Annotated in this window: 15 protein-coding genes; 13 read left to right on the top strand and 2 right to left on the bottom strand. The window is 64.6% G+C overall.

All coding sequences use genetic code 11. From position 1 onward, the window contains the following. Nucleotides 1–107: 107 nt before the first annotated feature. Entirely contained in the window at nt 108–548 is a 441-nt protein-coding gene (locus tag AC2CGW_RS09615; protein ID WP_063544552.1) for an RrF2 family transcriptional regulator, read from the bottom strand. A 163-nt stretch (nt 549–711) separates the two neighbouring features. Here AC2CGW_RS09615 and AC2CGW_RS09610 point away from each other — a divergent pair, with 163 nt between their 5' ends. Genes AC2CGW_RS09610 through AC2CGW_RS09590 form a run of 5 tightly spaced genes read left to right on the top strand, consistent with a single transcriptional unit; the run spans nt 712 to nt 6,475 of the window. Continuing rightward, the gene (locus AC2CGW_RS09610; protein WP_186665252.1) at nt 712–2,313 is read left to right on the top strand and encodes an ABC transporter substrate-binding protein; all 1,602 of its coding nucleotides are present in this window, start codon (nt 712–714) and stop codon (nt 2,311–2,313) included. A 27-nt stretch (nt 2,314–2,340) separates the two neighbouring features. Then, nucleotides 2,341–3,300, top strand: coding sequence for an ABC transporter permease (locus AC2CGW_RS09605; RefSeq protein ID WP_186719112.1), 960 nt, complete (start codon nt 2,341–2,343; stop codon nt 3,298–3,300). 3 nt (nt 3,301–3,303) lie between these two features. After that, nucleotides 3,304–4,131 (top strand): ABC transporter permease, encoded by an 828-nt coding sequence (locus AC2CGW_RS09600; protein ID WP_054894145.1) that lies wholly within the window; start codon nt 3,304–3,306, stop codon nt 4,129–4,131. A 2-nt stretch (nt 4,132–4,133) separates the two neighbouring features. Next, nucleotides 4,134–5,777, top strand: coding sequence for an ABC transporter ATP-binding protein (locus tag AC2CGW_RS09595; protein WP_484573940.1), 1,644 nt, complete (start codon nt 4,134–4,136; stop codon nt 5,775–5,777). Then, the gene (locus AC2CGW_RS09590) at nt 5,774–6,475 is read left to right on the top strand and encodes an NAD(P)H-dependent oxidoreductase (RefSeq protein ID WP_186665248.1); all 702 of its coding nucleotides are present in this window, start codon (nt 5,774–5,776) and stop codon (nt 6,473–6,475) included. The genes AC2CGW_RS09595 and AC2CGW_RS09590 overlap by 4 nt, the downstream gene beginning before the upstream one ends. Nucleotides 6,476–6,523: 48 nt before the next feature. Here the strand turns inward: AC2CGW_RS09590 and mrdA are convergent, their stop codons facing one another. Next, nucleotides 6,524–8,419 carry a penicillin-binding protein 2 gene (mrdA, locus tag AC2CGW_RS09585; RefSeq protein ID WP_186665246.1) on the bottom strand — a complete coding sequence of 632 codons (1,896 nt, stop codon included), beginning with the start codon at nt 8,417–8,419 and terminating at the stop codon, nt 6,524–6,526. A 298-nt stretch (nt 8,420–8,717) separates the two neighbouring features. Here mrdA and AC2CGW_RS09580 point away from each other — a divergent pair, with 298 nt between their 5' ends. The 8 genes from AC2CGW_RS09580 to pstB all read left to right on the top strand — a co-directional run bounded on the left by AC2CGW_RS09580 (nt 8,718) and on the right by pstB (nt 16,532). Next, complete coding sequence (locus AC2CGW_RS09580; RefSeq protein WP_426352424.1) at nt 8,718–10,571, top strand: ABC transporter ATP-binding protein; 1,854 nt, start codon at nt 8,718–8,720, stop codon at nt 10,569–10,571. 119 nt (nt 10,572–10,690) lie between these two features. Further along, nucleotides 10,691–11,212: a DUF3455 domain-containing protein gene (locus tag AC2CGW_RS09575; RefSeq protein WP_186708586.1), complete on the top strand. Its 522-nt coding sequence runs from the start codon at nt 10,691–10,693 to the stop codon at nt 11,210–11,212. Nucleotides 11,213–11,312: 100 nt separating this feature from the next. Next, nucleotides 11,313–11,852, top strand: a complete 540-nt coding sequence (locus tag AC2CGW_RS09570; RefSeq protein ID WP_186708588.1) for a sigma-70 family RNA polymerase sigma factor — start codon at nt 11,313–11,315, stop codon at nt 11,850–11,852. After that, nucleotides 11,849–12,556 carry an anti-sigma factor gene (locus tag AC2CGW_RS09565; RefSeq protein ID WP_186665238.1) on the top strand — a complete coding sequence of 236 codons (708 nt, stop codon included), beginning with the start codon at nt 11,849–11,851 and terminating at the stop codon, nt 12,554–12,556. Before AC2CGW_RS09570 ends, AC2CGW_RS09565 begins: the two co-directional genes overlap by 4 nt. A 179-nt stretch (nt 12,557–12,735) precedes the next feature. Further along, complete coding sequence (gene pstS / locus AC2CGW_RS09560) at nt 12,736–13,764, top strand: phosphate ABC transporter substrate-binding protein PstS (RefSeq protein WP_186665237.1); 1,029 nt, start codon at nt 12,736–12,738, stop codon at nt 13,762–13,764. Between the two features lie 73 nt (nt 13,765–13,837). Continuing rightward, nucleotides 13,838–14,803, top strand: coding sequence for a phosphate ABC transporter permease subunit PstC (gene pstC / locus AC2CGW_RS09555; protein WP_288376817.1), 966 nt, complete (start codon nt 13,838–13,840; stop codon nt 14,801–14,803). After that, nucleotides 14,803–15,696 carry a phosphate ABC transporter permease PstA gene (pstA, locus tag AC2CGW_RS09550; RefSeq protein ID WP_186665233.1) on the top strand — a complete coding sequence of 298 codons (894 nt, stop codon included), beginning with the start codon at nt 14,803–14,805 and terminating at the stop codon, nt 15,694–15,696. Before pstC ends, pstA begins: the two co-directional genes overlap by 1 nt. Nucleotides 15,697–15,770: 74 nt before the next feature. After that, nucleotides 15,771–16,532 (top strand): phosphate ABC transporter ATP-binding protein PstB, encoded by a 762-nt coding sequence (pstB, locus tag AC2CGW_RS09545; protein WP_238343281.1) that lies wholly within the window; start codon nt 15,771–15,773, stop codon nt 16,530–16,532. Nucleotides 16,533–16,552: the final 20 nt, after the last annotated feature.

The following is a 16,552-nucleotide window of genomic DNA, read 5'->3' as shown; positions in this document are numbered from 1 at the left end:
AGGGCCCTTTCGCGGGCAAGCCCGCTCCCACAGGTACACCGCCAGTTTCGAGAGCGGCGCTTTACCTGTGGGAGCGGGCTTGCCCGCGAAAGGGCCGGCCCTGCCTATCAACCTTCCACAGCCCCCTCAACCGGACGATCAAACGCAACGAACAACTGGTCCGCCGTGATCGCCCCCAGGTCCAGGCGCATGTTCGCCTCGAGCATCGCAAACAGCCGGGTGAACACCTCGAACACCTTGCAGTGATCCTCCATCCCCGAAAACGGGTTGTCGATCTTCTCGGCGATCAGCGAGCTCTCCTGCACCGCGTCGTACACCTCGCGCAGGGTGATCTCGCTGGCCGGGCGGGCGAGGGTGAGGCCGCCCTGGGCACCGCGCCAGGACTTGAGAATGTTGGCCTTGACCATCTGCGAAGCCAGGCTGCGCACCCGTGTCGGGTGCACCTTGACCCACTTGGCGATGGTCTCGGTGCGCAGTTTCTGCGGCGCGTTGGCGGCCACGAACGAGAGGATGTACGAGGCGGTGATCAGACGGGTCGATTGGCTCATCGGTAAAAATCCCTGGTGAATCGCAAAGTCGGTGTCCCTGTGAAAATCCATCTTGGCAGGGGCATGCCAATGAGTCTAATGTATTTGTCACGATGACAATTACAAATATTCGGTCATCGATGCCTGCGATCCTTCTTTCCAGCGGTTCAACAGGGGCAATGCCATGAGCGATAAGAACAACAAGATCACTCAAGCGATGCCCGACGGCGGCCTGCCACGTCGGGAGTTCCTCAAGTACAGCGCGGCGGCGGCGACCTTCGCCGGTGCCTTCTCCCTGGGCCTGCCCATGCCGGGCTGGGCCGAGCAGGCCACACCCAAGGCTGGCGGCACCCTGCGCATGGGGCTGGCCGGGGGCAGCACCACCGACTCGCGTGACCCCGGCACCTGGGCCGACACCTTCACCTTCGTCGGCTTCTCGGCGGTCTACAACACCCTCAGCGAAATCAGCGTCGACGGCACCGCCATCCCGGAGCTGGCCGAACGCTGGGAGTCCACCCCCGATGCCAAGGTCTGGACCTTCTTCCTGCGCCAGGGCGTGACCTTCCACGACGGCAAGAGCCTCGATGCCGGCGATGTGGTCGCTTCGATCCAGCACCACCTGGGCGAGAAATCCACCTCGGCGGCCAAGACCGTCCTCGGCGATGTTGCCGTGGTGCGTGCCCAGGACGCCGCCACCGTGGTGTTCGAACTGCACTCGGGCAACGCCGATTTCCCCTATGTGGTCGCCGACTATCACCTGGTGATCATGCCCGCCAAGGACGGCGCCGCCGACTGGCAGGCCGGCACTGGCACGGGCGGCTATCGCCTCAAGCACTTCGAGCCGGGCGTGCGCATGGACCTGGTACGCAGCCCCGATTACTGGAAGCCGGGCCGGGCGCACTTTGCCAGCGCCGAGCTGCTGTCCATCGCCGATGGCGCGGCGCGGGTCAATGCGCTGGTCACAGGCCAGGTGGATGTGATCAACAAGGTCGATCTCAAGACCGTGGCGCTGCTCAAGCGCAACCCGCAACTGGTGATCGAGGAAACCAAAGGCGCCCAGCACTACACCTTCCCCATGCTCTGCGACGCCGCGCAGTTCCAGGACAATAACGTGCGTCTGGCGCTCAAGCACGCCATCGACCGCCAGGCCTTGCTGACCTCGGTGCTGTACGGCTACGGCCAGATCGGCAACGACCACCCGATCCAGCCCGGCAGCCGCTTCATCAACACGGCCCTGGAGCAGCGCGTATACGACGCCGACAAGGCGCGCTTCTACCTCAAGCAGGCCGGCATGGACAGCCTCAAGGTACGCCTGCAGGCCTCCGACGCCGCCTACACCGGCGCGGTCGACGCCTCGGTGCTGTTCAAGGAGCAGGCGCGCAAGGCCGGTATCGACATCGACGTGGTGCGCGAGCCGGCCGACGGCTTTTTCACCAACGTGTGGATGAAGCAGCCGTTCACCACCTCGTTCTGGTACTCGAGCCTGACCGCCGACCGCATGTTCAGCATCGGCTACGCCAAGGGCGCGGCATGGAACGAGACGCACTGGGACAACCCGCGCTTCAACCAGTTGCTCAATGCCGCCCGTGGCGAGATGAACGCGCCGCTGCGCCAGGAGATGTACAACGAAATGCAGGCGCTGTGCCGCGACGATGGCGGCGCCATCGTGCCGCTGTTCGCAAGCTCCGTTGCGGCGCGCTCCAGGCGGGTGATGCACGGCGGCGTCACCGCACCTTACGGTGAGCTGGACGGCCTGCGCCTGATCGAGCGCTGGTGGCAGGCCTGAACCCCATTTCGTCGCGAGGACCGTACGGTGAATAGTCTCTGCAAACTGCTCGCCCAGCGGTTGGCCCTGGGCCTGCTGTCGCTGCTGGCGGTGTCGGTGATCATCTTCCTGGCGGTGGGCATGCTTCCGGGCGACGTGGCCCAGGCCATGCTCGGCCAGGCCGCAACGCCGGAAACCGTGGCTGCGCTGCGCCTGCAGTTGGGCCTGGACCAGCCAGCGCTGACGCGCTTCTTCCACTGGGGCTGGCAACTGCTGCAAGGCGACCTCGGTGTGTCGCTGGCCAACCAGCGGCCAATCGCCGAGCTGATCGGCGCTCGCCTGGGCAACACCTTCAGCCTGGCGCTGCTGGCGGCGCTGGTGTCGGTGCCGCTGGCGCTGCTGCTGGGCATGTTGGCCGCTCTGTATCGCAACAGTTGGTTCGACCGGCTGCTCAACACCAGCGCCCTGAGCGCGGTGTCGTTCCCGGAGTTCTTCGTCGCCTACATCCTGATCCTGGTGTTCGCGGTGAAGCTGGCCTGGCTGCCAAGCATCTCCAACCTCTCCCCGGATGCCTCCCTCGGCGAGATTCTGGAGCGCTCGCTGCTGCCGGTGCTGACCCTGAGCCTGGTGGTGGTGGCGCAAATGATGCGCATGACTCGCGCCTCGCTGATCAACCTGCTCGCCAGCCCCTATATCGAGATGGCCCGGCTCAAGGGCATCGGCCAGGCGCGGATCATCTTCCGCCACGCCTTGCCCAACGCCCTGGCGCCGATCGTCAACGTGGTAGCGCTGAACCTGGCGTACCTGGTGGTGGGCGTGGTGGTGGTCGAGGTGGTGTTCGTCTACCCAGGCCTGGGCCAGTTGCTGGTCGACTCGGTGGCCAAGCGCGACATCCCGGTGGTGCAGGCCTGCAGCCTGATCTTCGCCGCCACCTACATCCTGCTCAACACCAGTGCCGACGTGCTGTCGATCGCCAGCAACCCGCGCCTGATGCATCCGAAGGGGTAGCCCATGAGCCTGTACACGCAATTGCGCCGTGCGCCGCTGAGTGCCAAGTTCGGCCTGCTGGTGATCCTGCTGTATGTACTGGTTGCGCTGTTCGCGCCGCTGGTGGCGCCGTTCGGCGAGACCGAAGTGGTCGGCGAGGGCTTCGCGCCCTGGGGCGGGCAGTTCCTGCTCGGCACCGACAACCTGGGCCGCGACATGTTCAGCCGCCTGGTCTACGGCGCGCGCAATACCCTCGGCATCGCTTTCCTGACCACCGTGCTGGCCTTCGCCCTGGGCGGGTTCTGCGGGCTGGTGGCGGCGATCCGCGGTGGCTGGATCGACCAGGGCATGTCGCGGGTCGTGGACATCCTCATGGCCATCCCGCAACTGATCTTCGCCCTGTTGATCCTCAGCGTGGTCGGCACCACCACCACCTCGCTGGTGCTGGTGATCGCGCTGCTCGATGCCACCCGGGTGTTCCGCCTGTCGCGGGCGGTGGCAATGAGCGTGGTGGTGCAGGACTTCGTCGAGGCCGCGCGGCTGCGCGGGGAGGGGCTGTGGTGGCTGGTCACCCGCGAGGTGCTGCCCAATGCCGCCGCGCCCTTGATCGCCGAGTTCGGCCTGCGCTTCTGCTTTGTCTTCCTGTTCATCAGTGCACTGTCGTTCCTCGGCCTGGGCATCCAGCCGCCCACCGCCGATTGGGGCAGCATGGTGCGCGACAACGCCGTGCTGATCACTTTCGGCGATGTCAGCCCGCTGCTGCCGGCGCTGGCGGTGGCGTTGATCACCGTGAGCGTGAATTTCGTCGTCGACTGGGTGCTGCACAAGTCCAGCGGTCTGAAGGAGTGCTGAGCATGAAACCGCTACTGGAAATCCGCGACCTGCACATCGAAGGTCACTCCGACGACGCCTGGCATCCGTTGGTCAAGGGCATCGACCTGACCCTGCAGCGTGGCGAGGTGCTGGGTTTGATCGGCGAATCGGGGGCCGGCAAGTCGACCCTTGGCCTGGCCGCGATGGGTTACGTGCGCGACGGCTGCCGCATCGCCCGTGGCTCGGTGTGCTTCGACGGCCAGGAACTGGTCGGCGCGGCGCCTGAGGTGTTGCGCAAGCTGCGCGGCCTGCGCGTAGCCTACGTGGCGCAGAGCGCCGCTGCGTCGTTCAACCCGGCGCATCGCTTGATCGACCAGCATGTGGAAACCGCCGTGGTCAACGGCGGTATCGACCGCGCCACCGCCGAGGCCGAGGCGGTCGAGCTGTACCGCGTGCTGCGCCTGCCGGATCCGGAGAACATTGGCCGGCGTTACCCGCACCAGGTCTCTGGCGGCCAACTGCAGCGCGTGATGACGGCCATGGCCATGGCCTGCCACCCGGACCTGATCGTGTTCGACGAGCCGACCACCGCGCTCGACGTGACCACCCAGATCGAAGTGATCGCCGCCATTCGCGATGCGATCAAGCGCTTCGGCAGCGCAGCCCTTTACATCAGCCACGACCTGGCCCTGGTGGCACAGATTGCCGACCGCATCATGGTGCTGCGCCACGGCAGCCTGGTCGAAGAAGCCGCCACCCGCACCATGCTCGGTGCCCCAAGTCAGGACTACACCCGCTCGCTGTGGGCGGTGCGCAGCTTTCACACCGAACCCAAGGCCAGCCAGGCGCAGGCCCGGCCACTGCTCGAGGTGCGCAACGCCTCGGCCAGCTATGGTGCCCAGCCGGTGCTGCACGATGTGTCGCTCAAGCTGCAACGCGGCCAGACGCTGGCGGTGATCGGCGAGTCCGGCAGCGGCAAGAGCACCACTGCGCGGCTGATTACCGGGCTCCTGCAACCGAGCAGCGGCCAGGTGCTGTACGACGGTGAAGCCTTGCCGACCGACTACCGCCGGCGCAGCAAGGAACAGTTGCGGCGCATCCAGATGATCTACCAGATCCCCGACACCGCGCTCAATCCACGCCAGCGCATCGTCGACATCATCGGTCGCCCACTGGCGTTCTACCTGGGGCTCAAGGGCAGGGCGCTGCGCGAGCGGGTCGCCGAGCTGCTGGAGATGATCGAGCTGGACCCGGCCAGGTTCATGGAGCGTCAGCCACGCGAACTGTCCGGCGGGCAGAAGCAGCGGGTGTGCATCGCCCGCGCGCTGGCCGCCGAGCCGCAACTGATCATCTGCGACGAGGTGACTTCGGCCCTCGATCAGTTGGTGGCCGAAGGTGTGCTCAAGCTGCTCGACCGCATCCAGCGCCAGTTGGGCGTGGCCTACCTGTTCATCACCCACGATGTGGCCACCGTGCGCGCCATCGCCGACGAGGTGATGGTGATGCAGCGGGGCAGGGTGGTGGATCAGGGGCGGCGCGAGTCGATCTTTACCCCGCCTTATCAGGATTACACCGGGCTGCTGTTCTCTTGCGAACCGCAGATGGACCCGGACTGGCTCGACCGCCTGTTGGCCGGTCGCGCCGCTGCCACTAACCAGCCAATTGCCGAAGGACAGCTTCCATGAACGTACTGATCGTCCACGCCCACCCCGAACCGCATTCGTTCACCGCCGCGCTGCGCGACCAGGCGGTGGAGACTTTCAAGGCCCAGGGACACCAGGTGCAGGTCAGCGACCTGTACGCCATGGGCTGGAACCCGGTGGCCAGCGCCGAGGATTTCAGCACCCGTGAGAACCCCGAATATCTGGTCTATGCGCTGGAACAGCGCCTGGGCGTCAAGAGCGGCTCCATCGCCGCGGATATCCAGCAGGAGCTGGACAAGCTGCTGTGGGCTGATCTGCTGGTGCTGAACTTCCCGATCTTCTGGTTCTCCGCCCCGGCCATGCTCAAGGGCTGGATCGACCGGGTGCTGGTGTCGGGGGTGTGCTACGGCGGCAAGCGCTTCTACGACCAGGGTGGCCTGGCGGGCAAGAAGGCGCTGGTGACCGTGACCCTCGGCGGGCGTGAGCACATGTTCGGCGAAGGGGCGATCCACGGGCCGCTGGAGGACATGCTGCGGCCGATCCTGCGCGGCACCCTGGCCTATGTCGGTTTTGATGTACTGGCGCCTTTCGTGGCCTGGCACGTGCCCTACATCAGCGACGAGGCGCGGGGTGAGTTCCTGGTGCAGTATCGCCAGCGGTTGGAACAGCTTTCGGATGACCAGCCACTGGTGTTCCCGCGTCTGGAGCAGTTCGACGAGGCGCTGTATCCGTTGCGATGATGGGGCAAATGGCGCTGCCCGCCTGCGCATAGGGCGGGCGGCCTGGGCTCAGCCGTGCGGCACCGCGCTCTTGCCCGCGCTCCCGGCGTACTGCTCCTTCAGGTGCCCCTGGTCATCCAGCAACCAGGCATCCATGATCTCGCGCACCACGGGCCCGGCCACCCGGCCGCCAGCCTCGCCGTTCTCGATCATCACCGCCACCACGATGGAGGGATGCTCGGCGGGGGCGAAGCCCACGAACAGGGCGTTGTCGCGGTGCCGCTCCAGGGTCTTGTCGCGGTTATAGCGCTCGCCCTGGCGGATCGCCACGACCTGCGCCGTGCCGCTCTTGCCGGCAATCCGGTACTGCGCGCCAGCGGCGGCCGCACGGGCGATGCCGCGCGGATCATGCATGACCATCTGCATGCCCTGGCTGACCTGGTCCCAGGCGCGTTTGTCATGCAGCACGATGTCGGGCATCGGGTTCGGGTCGACCGGGTGCTCGCCACCCACGGTCATGGCCAGGTGCGGACGGTGCCACACCCCCTTGCTGGCCAGCAGGCTGGTGGCCTGCGCCAGTTGCAGCGGGGTGACCTGCATGTAGCCCTGGCCGATGCCAAGGATCAGGGTTTCGCCGGGGAACCAGGCCTGGCGGCGGGTGGCGCGTTTCCATTGTGCGGACGGCATCAGGCCGGGCGCTTCCTCGAACATGTCCAGCGAGACCTTCTGGCCCAGGCCGAACTCGGCCATGTAGTCGTGCAGGCGATCGATGCCCAGCTTGTGCGCCAGGTCGTAGAAGTAGGTGTCGTTGGAACGCATGATGGCGGTGTACATGTCCACCCAGCCATCGCCGCTGCGGTTCCAGTTGCGGTACTTGTGGTCGTAGTTGGGCAGCTCGTAGTAACCGGGGTCGAACACGCGGCTACCCGGGTTGATCACGCCGCTGTCCAGGCCGGCGATGGCCACTTCCGGCTTGACCGTCGAACCGGGCGCGTACAACCCGCGCAGCACGCGGTTGAACAGCGGACGGTCGATCGAGTCGCGCAGCGCGGCGTATTGCTTGAAACTGATGCCCTTGACGAACAGGTTGGGGTCGAAGCTGGGGTTGCTGACCATCGCCAGCACGTCGCCGGTGGCCGGGTCCAGCGCCACCACCGCACCACGGCGATCGCCCAGGGCCTTTTCGGCGGCCTGCTGCAGTTTGGCGTCCAGGCTCAGGACGATATCCTTGCCCGGCACCGGATCGTGATGGCGCAGCACGCGCATGACCCGCCCCTGGGCATTGGTCTCGACTTCCTCGTAGCCCACATGGCCGTGCAGCTCGTTCTCGTAGAAGCGCTCGACGCCGGTCTTGCCGATCGACTGGGTGCCGCGGTACTCGGTGCTGTCGAGGGTCTTGGCTTCCTTTTCGTTGATCCGCCCGACGTAGCCGACCGAATGGGCGAAATGCTCGGCCAGCGGGTATTCGCGGATGAACTGCGGCTCGACGTCCAGGCCGGGCAGACGGAACTGATTGACCGCGATCAGCGCGATCTGCTCTTCGCTCAGGCCGAACATCAGGGTGACCGGTTCGAAGGGCTTGCGGCCGCGGCGCAGGTCTTTGTCGAACTGGGCGCGGTCGTCGTCGGAGAGGTTCAGGACCTTGGCCAGGGCGTCGAGCACGGCGGAGGTCTGGCCGTTGGTGCGCTCGCGGGTCATGGTGAGGTTGAAGCTGGGCTTGTTGTCGGCCAGCACCACGCCGTTACGGTCGTAGATCAACCCGCGTTCGGGGGCGATGGGCAGCACGTGCACGCGGTTGTTTTCCGAGACCGCCGATTGCTGGTCGTGCTGCAGCACCTGCAAGACATACAGCCTGCCGATCAGCACCGCGACCAGGCCCAGGGTCAGCGCGGCGCAGACCAGCAGCCGGCGGTTGACCAGGTGCTTTTCCTTTTCGTGGTCCTTGAGGGGAATCGGCTGTGGCATGGGGGCTCGGTGACGTGATGACGAGTGAAGGCGAGGGCTGGCCCGCCGTGGGCCGTCTGCGGCCCCAAGGGCCGGGGATGCTACGCAAGCTCGGCGGTCGGCTCAAGGTCGGTCACGGCCAGCCAATAGCGTGACGTGCCGCCCACCCCGGTAACAGCGCGCTGGCGTGGAAGATGAAAATTCCTTCATCTGACCGCTGGCGCCCGGTCGCCGGCTGCGCACCACTGTCGATGTCAATTTCCGCCACCTATCGTCATGAACTGGCACAATCCCTTGTTTGCCTTATCCGGAGACTTCCATGCTGCGCATATTAGAGCGTTGGCTTGACCCTTTCCCACCCGACGAAGCCCCACCACCGCCCATGGGCCTGGCGCGGTTCATGTGGGCCTGCACGCGCGGTGCCCGCGGCTATATCGTGGCGCTGGCGCTGCTCAGCGCTGCAGTGTCGATCTACGAGGCCTGGCTGTTCGCCTTTCTCGGCCAGGTAGTGGACCTGCTCGCGACCTGGAAAGTGGGCGACGCGGTGACCGCAGAGGAGGCGAGGGTGCTGTGGGGCGCGGGTGCCGTGCTGCTGGTCAGTATCGGCCTGGTGGCGGGGCGCACGCTGGTGCAGCATCAGGTGCTGGCGATCAACCTGCCGCTGCGCCTGCGTTGGGATTTCCATCGCCTGATGCTGCGCCAGAGCTTGTCGTTCTTCTCCGACGAGTTCTCAGGCCGGGTCACTACCAAGGTGATGCAGACGGCGCTGGCGGTGCGTGAGGTGCTGTTCACCCTGATCGAGATCCTGCCGGGTATCGGCGTGTACTTCGTGGCGATCATTGCCCTGGCTGGCGGCTTCGCGCTCAAGCTCATGCTGCCGTTCATTGCCTGGGTGGCGCTGTTCGGCCTGACCATGGTGTATTTCGTCCCGCGCCTGGGGCAGGTCGGCCAGGAACAGGCCCATGCCCGCTCGTCGATGACTGGGCGGGTTTCGGATGCCTACACCAACATCACCACGGTGAAACTGTTTTCCCACTCCCGGCGTGAGGCGCACTTCGCACGTGCGGCGATGGAGGATTTCAAGCAGACCGGCTTTCGCCAGATGCGCCTGGTCAGCCAGTTCGAGATCGCCAACCAGGCGCTGGTGGTCGGCCTGATCATGGGCGCGGGCGGTTACGCCCTGTGGCTGTGGCACCAGGGCGAAGTGGGCGCTGGCGCGGTGGCGGCGATCACCGCCATGGCATTGCGCGTCAATGGCATGTCGCACTGGATCATGTGGCAGATGACTTCGCTGTTCGAGAACATCGGCACCGTGCAGGACGGGATGGTGACCCTGACCACCGGCCCCAAGGTCCAGGATGTGCCGAACGCGGGGGAGCTGGTGACCCACGGCGGGGCGGTGAGCTTCGATAATGTGCGTTTCAACTATAACGGCGAGCGCCAGGTGCTCGATGGCCTGAGCCTTGAGATTCGCCCCGGCGAGAAGATCGGCCTGGTCGGCCGCTCCGGTGCGGGCAAGTCGACGCTGATCAACTTGCTGCTGCGTTTCTATGACGTGGACAGTGGCGAGATCCGCATCGATGGGCAGAACATCGCCCAGGTCACCCAGGATAGCCTGCGCAGCGCCATTGGCATGGTCACCCAGGACACCTCGCTGCTGCACCGTTCGATTCGCGACAACATCGCCTACGGCCGCCCAGAGGCGAGCGAGGCGCAGATCCGCCGTGCTGCCGCCAGTGCCCAGGCCGATGGCTTCATCAGCCAGTTGAGCGACCGCCAAGGGAACACCGGCTACGACACCTTGGTCGGCGAGCGTGGCATCAAGCTGTCCGGTGGCCAGCGCCAACGCATCGCGATTGCCCGGGTGATGCTCAAGAATGCCCCGATCCTGTTGCTCGACGAAGCCACCAGTGCGCTGGACTCGGAGGTCGAGGTTGCCATCCAGGAAAGCCTCGATGACATGATGCAGGGCAAGACGGTGATCGCCATCGCTCACCGGTTGTCCACCATCGCGGCGATGGACAGGCTCATCGTGATGGATGAAGGGCGCATCATCGAACAGGGCACCCACGCTGAACTACTGGCCAGAAACGGCACCTATGCGCGGTTGTGGCAGCATCAGAGCGGTGGGTTCCTGGGAGAGGATCAGGGCGTGGTGGAGTCCACCGAATAGTTGTCCTGCGACCGTTCGTCGCCAGGATTGCCTAGTCTGCATCCACAACGGCTGCTGGCGGGTACAGGAAGGTAGCAGTCATCGACTGCCCAACCGCGTACCCATCAGGAGTCCATCCCATGAAAATCCCGTTTGCCTCGATCCTGCTCGTATCGAGCTTCATGCTCGCGCAACAGGCTGCCCATGCTGCGGTGCCCGATGCCGTCAAGGTGCCCGCAGGCCACACGGTCATGCTCGAAACCGTCGGCGTCGGTGAAATCACCTACGAGTGCCGGGACAAGGCCAATGCGCCGGGCGAGACCGAGTGGTTCTTCGTCGGTCCCAAGGCGACCCTCAGCGACCGCAGTGGCAAGGCTGTCGGCGACTACTTTGGCCCGCCCGCCACCTGGCAGGCCAAGGACGGCTCGAAAGTCACCGGCACCCAGCTTGCCGTGGCACCTGCAGGCAAAGGCGATCTGCCGTATCAACTGGTCAAGGCGAATCCGGCCGAGGGTAAGGGGGCAATGCACGGGGTCAGCTACATCCAGCGCCTCGCCACCCAAGGCGGGGTGGCCCCGGCAATGGCCTGTACAGCGCAGAACAAGGGGGCGCAGCAGATCGTCAAGTACCAGGCCGACTACATCTTCTGGTCTGCCAAATGACGCGTGGTTGAACTGACGCTTGGCAATGGATCATCTACGCTGCTCTACAAGCCCCGGCCGCAAGGCCGGGTGTCAGCGCCGACACAGGACCGTGCCGAGAGTGAATTCATCCGTTACGCCTTTCGATTTCCAGGGTTGCCTTGCCGCTTGCGCGCGGGGTGACCGCAGCGCCTTGCAGGCGCTCTACGACCATGAAGGTTCGCGTTTGCTCGGGGTGGTGCGGCGCATCGTGCGCGATGACGCCATGGCCGAGGATATCGTTCACGACGCGTTCATTCGTATCTGGACACGGGCGACCAGCTTCGATGCGACGCGAGGTTCGGCCCGGGGCTGGATCTACAGCATCAACCGCCACCTGGCCTTGAACGCCGTACGCGACAGCCGACAGGAGACGGCGTTGGACGACGCGGACATCGTGACCTTGGTTGGGGAATTCGACGAGGGCGCCATCTGGTCAGGCTCTGCGAAGATCTATCGCTGCCTTGAGCAACTGCAGCCTGCACCGCAGCGGTGTGTCCTGCATGCCTATGTGGACGGCTGCAGCCACGCGGAAATCGCCAGCCTGATGGGGGCGCCGCTGGGTACGGTCAAGGCGTGGATCAAGCGAAGCCTCGAGGCGCTGCGGGAGTGCATGACATGACGCCGGGTTCAACCGATGACCCTTCGCAACTGCTCGACGTGCTGGCGGGGGAGTATGTGTTGGGGACGCTGTCTGCCGAACAGCGCGCTGCGGTGCTTGCGCGACTGGACCGCGAGCCGGACTTGCGGGCGGCTGTCGACCGTTGGGAGGCGCGCCTGCTCGAGTTGACTACGCTGGCTGAGCCGCAACGACCCAGCACGCGTCTGTGGCGACGGATCGACCGCAGTATTTCGGAGCAGGCGCGGCAGGTGCATCCGACAAGCCGATGGTGGAAGCGCCTGGGCCTGTGGCAAGGCGTGAGCGCCGCCGGCCTGGCGGCCACTGTGTTGCTGAGTCTGGCGCTGCTGACCACCCGGCCTGCGACGACCCACTACCTGGTCGTGCTGGTAGCGCCGACCGACCAGGTGCCCGGCTGGGTGGTGCAGGCCAGCGATGCGCGGACCATCGCGTTGATCCCGCTGGGTCGGGATCAGGTGCCAGAAGGGATGACCCTGCAGTTCTGGACCAAGGGCGAGCAATGGCAGGCGCCAGTCTCCCTGGGCCTGGTCAAGCCTGGCGAACAGTATCGCGTGCCGCTGCGCGACCTGCCGCCTCTGGAGCCCAATCAGCTGTTCGAGCTGACGCTGGAAAAGGCTGGCGGATCGCCCACGGGCCGACCGACCGGCCCGGTGAAGTTCATCGGGCGTTCGGTGAAGGTCATTTGAAATTTAGTGACGGGCATCTGCTTGGCGGTACTAGTCACATTTAGTTACTACGAAATGGCATCAAATTGCCTTGTTGGCCCGATTCATGGGGGCTGAGCAGGTGGTTTGCCACCCAATGGTCACAAAGTTGTAATACAGCTGCTGCAAAGTGTTCCGGCCATCACACGGAGCGCTTTTCCATGATACGCCTGATGAAGTCTGCTGCACTCGCCGTTGCCGTTTCGCTTAGCGCCACTTCGGCCTTCGCCGCAGAAAACGTCCGCCTGACCGGTTCCGGTGCGAGCTTCCCTGCACCGATCTACCTGACCTGGTTCAAGGATTTCAGCAAGAAGACCGAAGGGGTCACCGTCGATTACCAGTCCAAGGGCAGTGGCGCCGGTGTCCAGGACTTCCTGAACAAGACCGTCGATTTCGCCGCCAGCGACTCGGCCATGAAAGACGAAGAAATTGCCAAGGTCGGCGAGGGCGTTCAGTTGCTGCCGATGACTGCGGGCGAGATCGTCCTGGCCTACAACCTGCCAGGCAACCCCAAGGGCCTGAAGCTGCCGCGTGACGTCTACTCCGACATCTTCCTGGGCAAGATCACCCAGTGGAACGATCCGAAGATCGCCGCTGCCAACCCTGAGCTGAAGCTGCCTGCCACCCCGATCACCGTGGTCGTGCGTGCAGACTCCAGCGGTACCACCGCCGTCTTCACCAAGCACCTGTCGGCCATCAACCCGGCCTTCAAGGAAGCGCTGGGCGAGGGCAACACCGTCAACTGGCCAGCGACCGACAAGTTCATCAAGTCGCCGAAGAACGATGGCGTGACCGCCACCGTGCGCCAGACCCCGGGTGCGATCGGTTACATCGAGTACGGCTTCGCCAAGCTGGCCAAGGTCGACTTCGCTGCCCTGCAGAACAAGGCCGGCCAGTATGTCGTACCGAACGCCGAAAGCGGTGCCGAAGCACTGGCTGCAGTGAAGATGCCGGAAAACCTGGTGGCCTGGCTGCCTGATCCGGACGGTGCCAAGTCCTACCCGATCACCTCCTACACCTGGATGATCTTCCGCAAGGATAACGGTAACCCTGCCAAGGCCAAGGCCATGCGCGACATGATCGAGTACAGCCTGACCGAAGGTCAGAAGATCGCTGACTCGATGGGCTACATCCCGCTGCCGCAGTCGGTTGTCGACCAGGTGCGCAAAGCGGCTCAGAACATCCAGTAAGGCTTGTCAGGTTGCGCCCGTCATGACCCACCAGGCATGCCGGGCGCCTCTGCCCCTGTCCCGGAAATAATCCATGAACACACCTTTTGCCATTCCGGATAACCCCGACTCTGCATGCCAGCCGCCCTCAACCAGGGATTTCCTGGTCGACCGTACGTTCCGTGCACTTGCACGTATCGGCGTGGTGCTGGTGCTGGCGCTGGTCTTCGCGCTGGTCTACGAAGTAGGACGCAAGGCGCTGCCGGGTATGGAAAAGCACGGATTCGATGTGCTCTTCGGCAGCGTGTGGGACGTTAACCAAGGCAAATACGGCATTCTGCCGGCGATCTGGGGCACGCTCTACAGCGCCCTGATTGCATTGCTGATCGCCGGTTTCTTCGGTATCAGCATGGCGATTTTCCTCACCCAGGATTTCCTGCCCGCAAAACTCGCTGCGGTGTTTCGCACCATCGTCGAGCTGCTCGCCGCCATCCCCAGTGTCGTCTATGGCCTGTGGGGCATTTATGTGGTGATCCCGGCGATCCGTCCGCTGACCGCATGGTTGAACAGCGAGCTGGGCTGGATTCCGTTCTTCGGTTCCTCCTTGAGTGGGCCTGGGCTGCTGCCAGCGGCACTGGTGCTCGCCATCATGATTCTGCCCACCGTGGCCGCGGTGTCCCAGGACGCGCTGACCAGCGTGCCGATGAAGACCAAGCAGGCAGCCTACGGCATGGGCACCACCCACTGGGAAGCCATCCTCAAGGTGATGGTGCCGTCCGCCGCCACCGGCATCTTCGGCTCCCTGGTGCTTGGCCTTGGCCGTGCCCTGGGCGAGACCATGGCGCTGGCCATGCTGGTGGGTAACGCCAACACCATCACGCTTTCCCTGTTCGCCCCGGCCAACACGCTGGCGGCCTTGCTGGCCCTGAACTTCCCTGAAGCCGGGCCGAACGAGGTCGAGGTGCTGATGTACGCGGCGCTGGTACTGATGTTCATCACCCTGCTGGTGAACGTCGTTGGATCGCTGATCATGCTCTACGCCCAGCGGGGTAATAAATAATGACCGACCTCACGACCCCTGCAACTGCCTTGCCCAGCCTGCAGCGCCGGTTCGAAGGCCGCGCCCTGCGCAGCCTGACCCTGACCACGATGGTGTGGTGCGTGGCCCTGCTGGCCAGTGTGCCGCTGATTTCCGTGCTCTATATGCTGATCACCCGCGGCGGTGCACGCCTGAGCCTTGAGGTGTTCACCGAGCTGCCACCCACCGGCTTCGAGATGGGCGGTGGTTTCGGCAACGCGATGGCCGGTACCTTCGTCATGGTCGGCATTGCCGCTGCCATCGCGGTGCCGGTCGGCATCCTGGCGGCGATCTTCCTGGCCGAACTCGGTCCGGACAGCAAGCTTGCCAACGCATCGCGCTTTGCCGCCAAGATGCTGACCGGCCTGCCGTCGATCCTGGCTGGCGTGTTCGCCTATGCCCTGGTGGTCATGACCACCGGCACATACTCCGCACCGGCCGGTGGCGTGGCGCTGGCGGTTCTGATGCTGCCGATCGTCGTGCTGACCGCCGAAGAGGCGATGAAGATGGTGCCCAAGATCATGAAGGACGCCGCCTACGGCATGGGCTGTACCCGCGCCCAGGTGATCTGGAAGATCGTCTTGCCGACCGGCATGCCGGCCATCCTCACCGGTGTCATGCTCGCCGTGGCCCGCGCCGCTGGCGAAACCGCGCCGCTGCTGTTCACCGCGTTGTTCAGCAACTACTGGATCTACCACGACGGCAGCCTGGCGGTGATGAACCCCACGGCCTCGCTGGCGGTACTGATCTACAACTTCTCCGGCATGCCTTTCGACAACCAGCTGGAGCTCGCCTGGGCGGCCTCGCTGGTACTGGTGATGATCGTGCTGGTCGTGAATATTCTCAGCCGTATTTTCGGCAAGCCTAAGTATTGAGAACGGGAGCATCTAACTTGAACGTATCGACTGCGCAAAGAGCCGCTCCGTTGGTCAACCAGGCACCAGTGGTCATGGACTGCAAGCTGGACAAGATTTTCTACGGCAACTTCATGGCGGTCCGCGACAGCCATGTACCGATCGAAAAGAACAAGATCACCGGTTTCATCGGCCCGTCCGGCTGCGGCAAGAGTACCGTGCTGCGTAGCCTCAACCGCATGAACGACCTGGTGAAGGGCTTCCGCTTCGAAGGCCACGTGCACTTCCTCGGCCAGGATGTCTATGGCAAGGGTGTGGACCCTGTGGTCGTGCGCCGTTACATCGGCATGGTGTTCCAGCAACCGAACCCGTTCTCGATGAGCATCTTCGACAACGTCGCGTTCGGCCTGCGCCTGAACCGCTACAAGGGCGACCTCGGCGACCGCGTCAAGCACGCCTTGCAAGGTGCAGCCCTGTGGGATGAGGTGAAGGACAAGCTCAAGGTCAGTGGCCTGTCGCTGTCCGGCGGCCAGCAGCAGCGCCTGTGCATCGCCCGTGCCATTGCCACCGAGCCGGAAGTCCTGCTGCTCGATGAACCCTGCTCGGCACTCGACCCGATCGCAACCCGGCGCGTTGAAGAGCTGATGGTGGAACTGAAGAAGGACTACACCATCGCCCTGGTGACCCACAACATGCAGCAGGCGATCCGTGTTGCCGACACCACGGCATTCTTCTCGGTCGATATTTCCCAGGGCACGCGCACGGGCTACCTGGTCGAGATGGGCCCGACCACCCAGATCTTCCAGAACCCGCGCGAACAGCTGACCAGTGACTACATCAGCGGCAAGTTCAGCTGATGTAGTCACTCGACCGAAGC

Source organism: Pseudomonas sp. SYWMCR5 (assembly GCF_057197165.1).
Note: the sequence above shows the minus strand (reverse complement) of the source record. Positions and strands in the feature narration are given on the sequence as shown.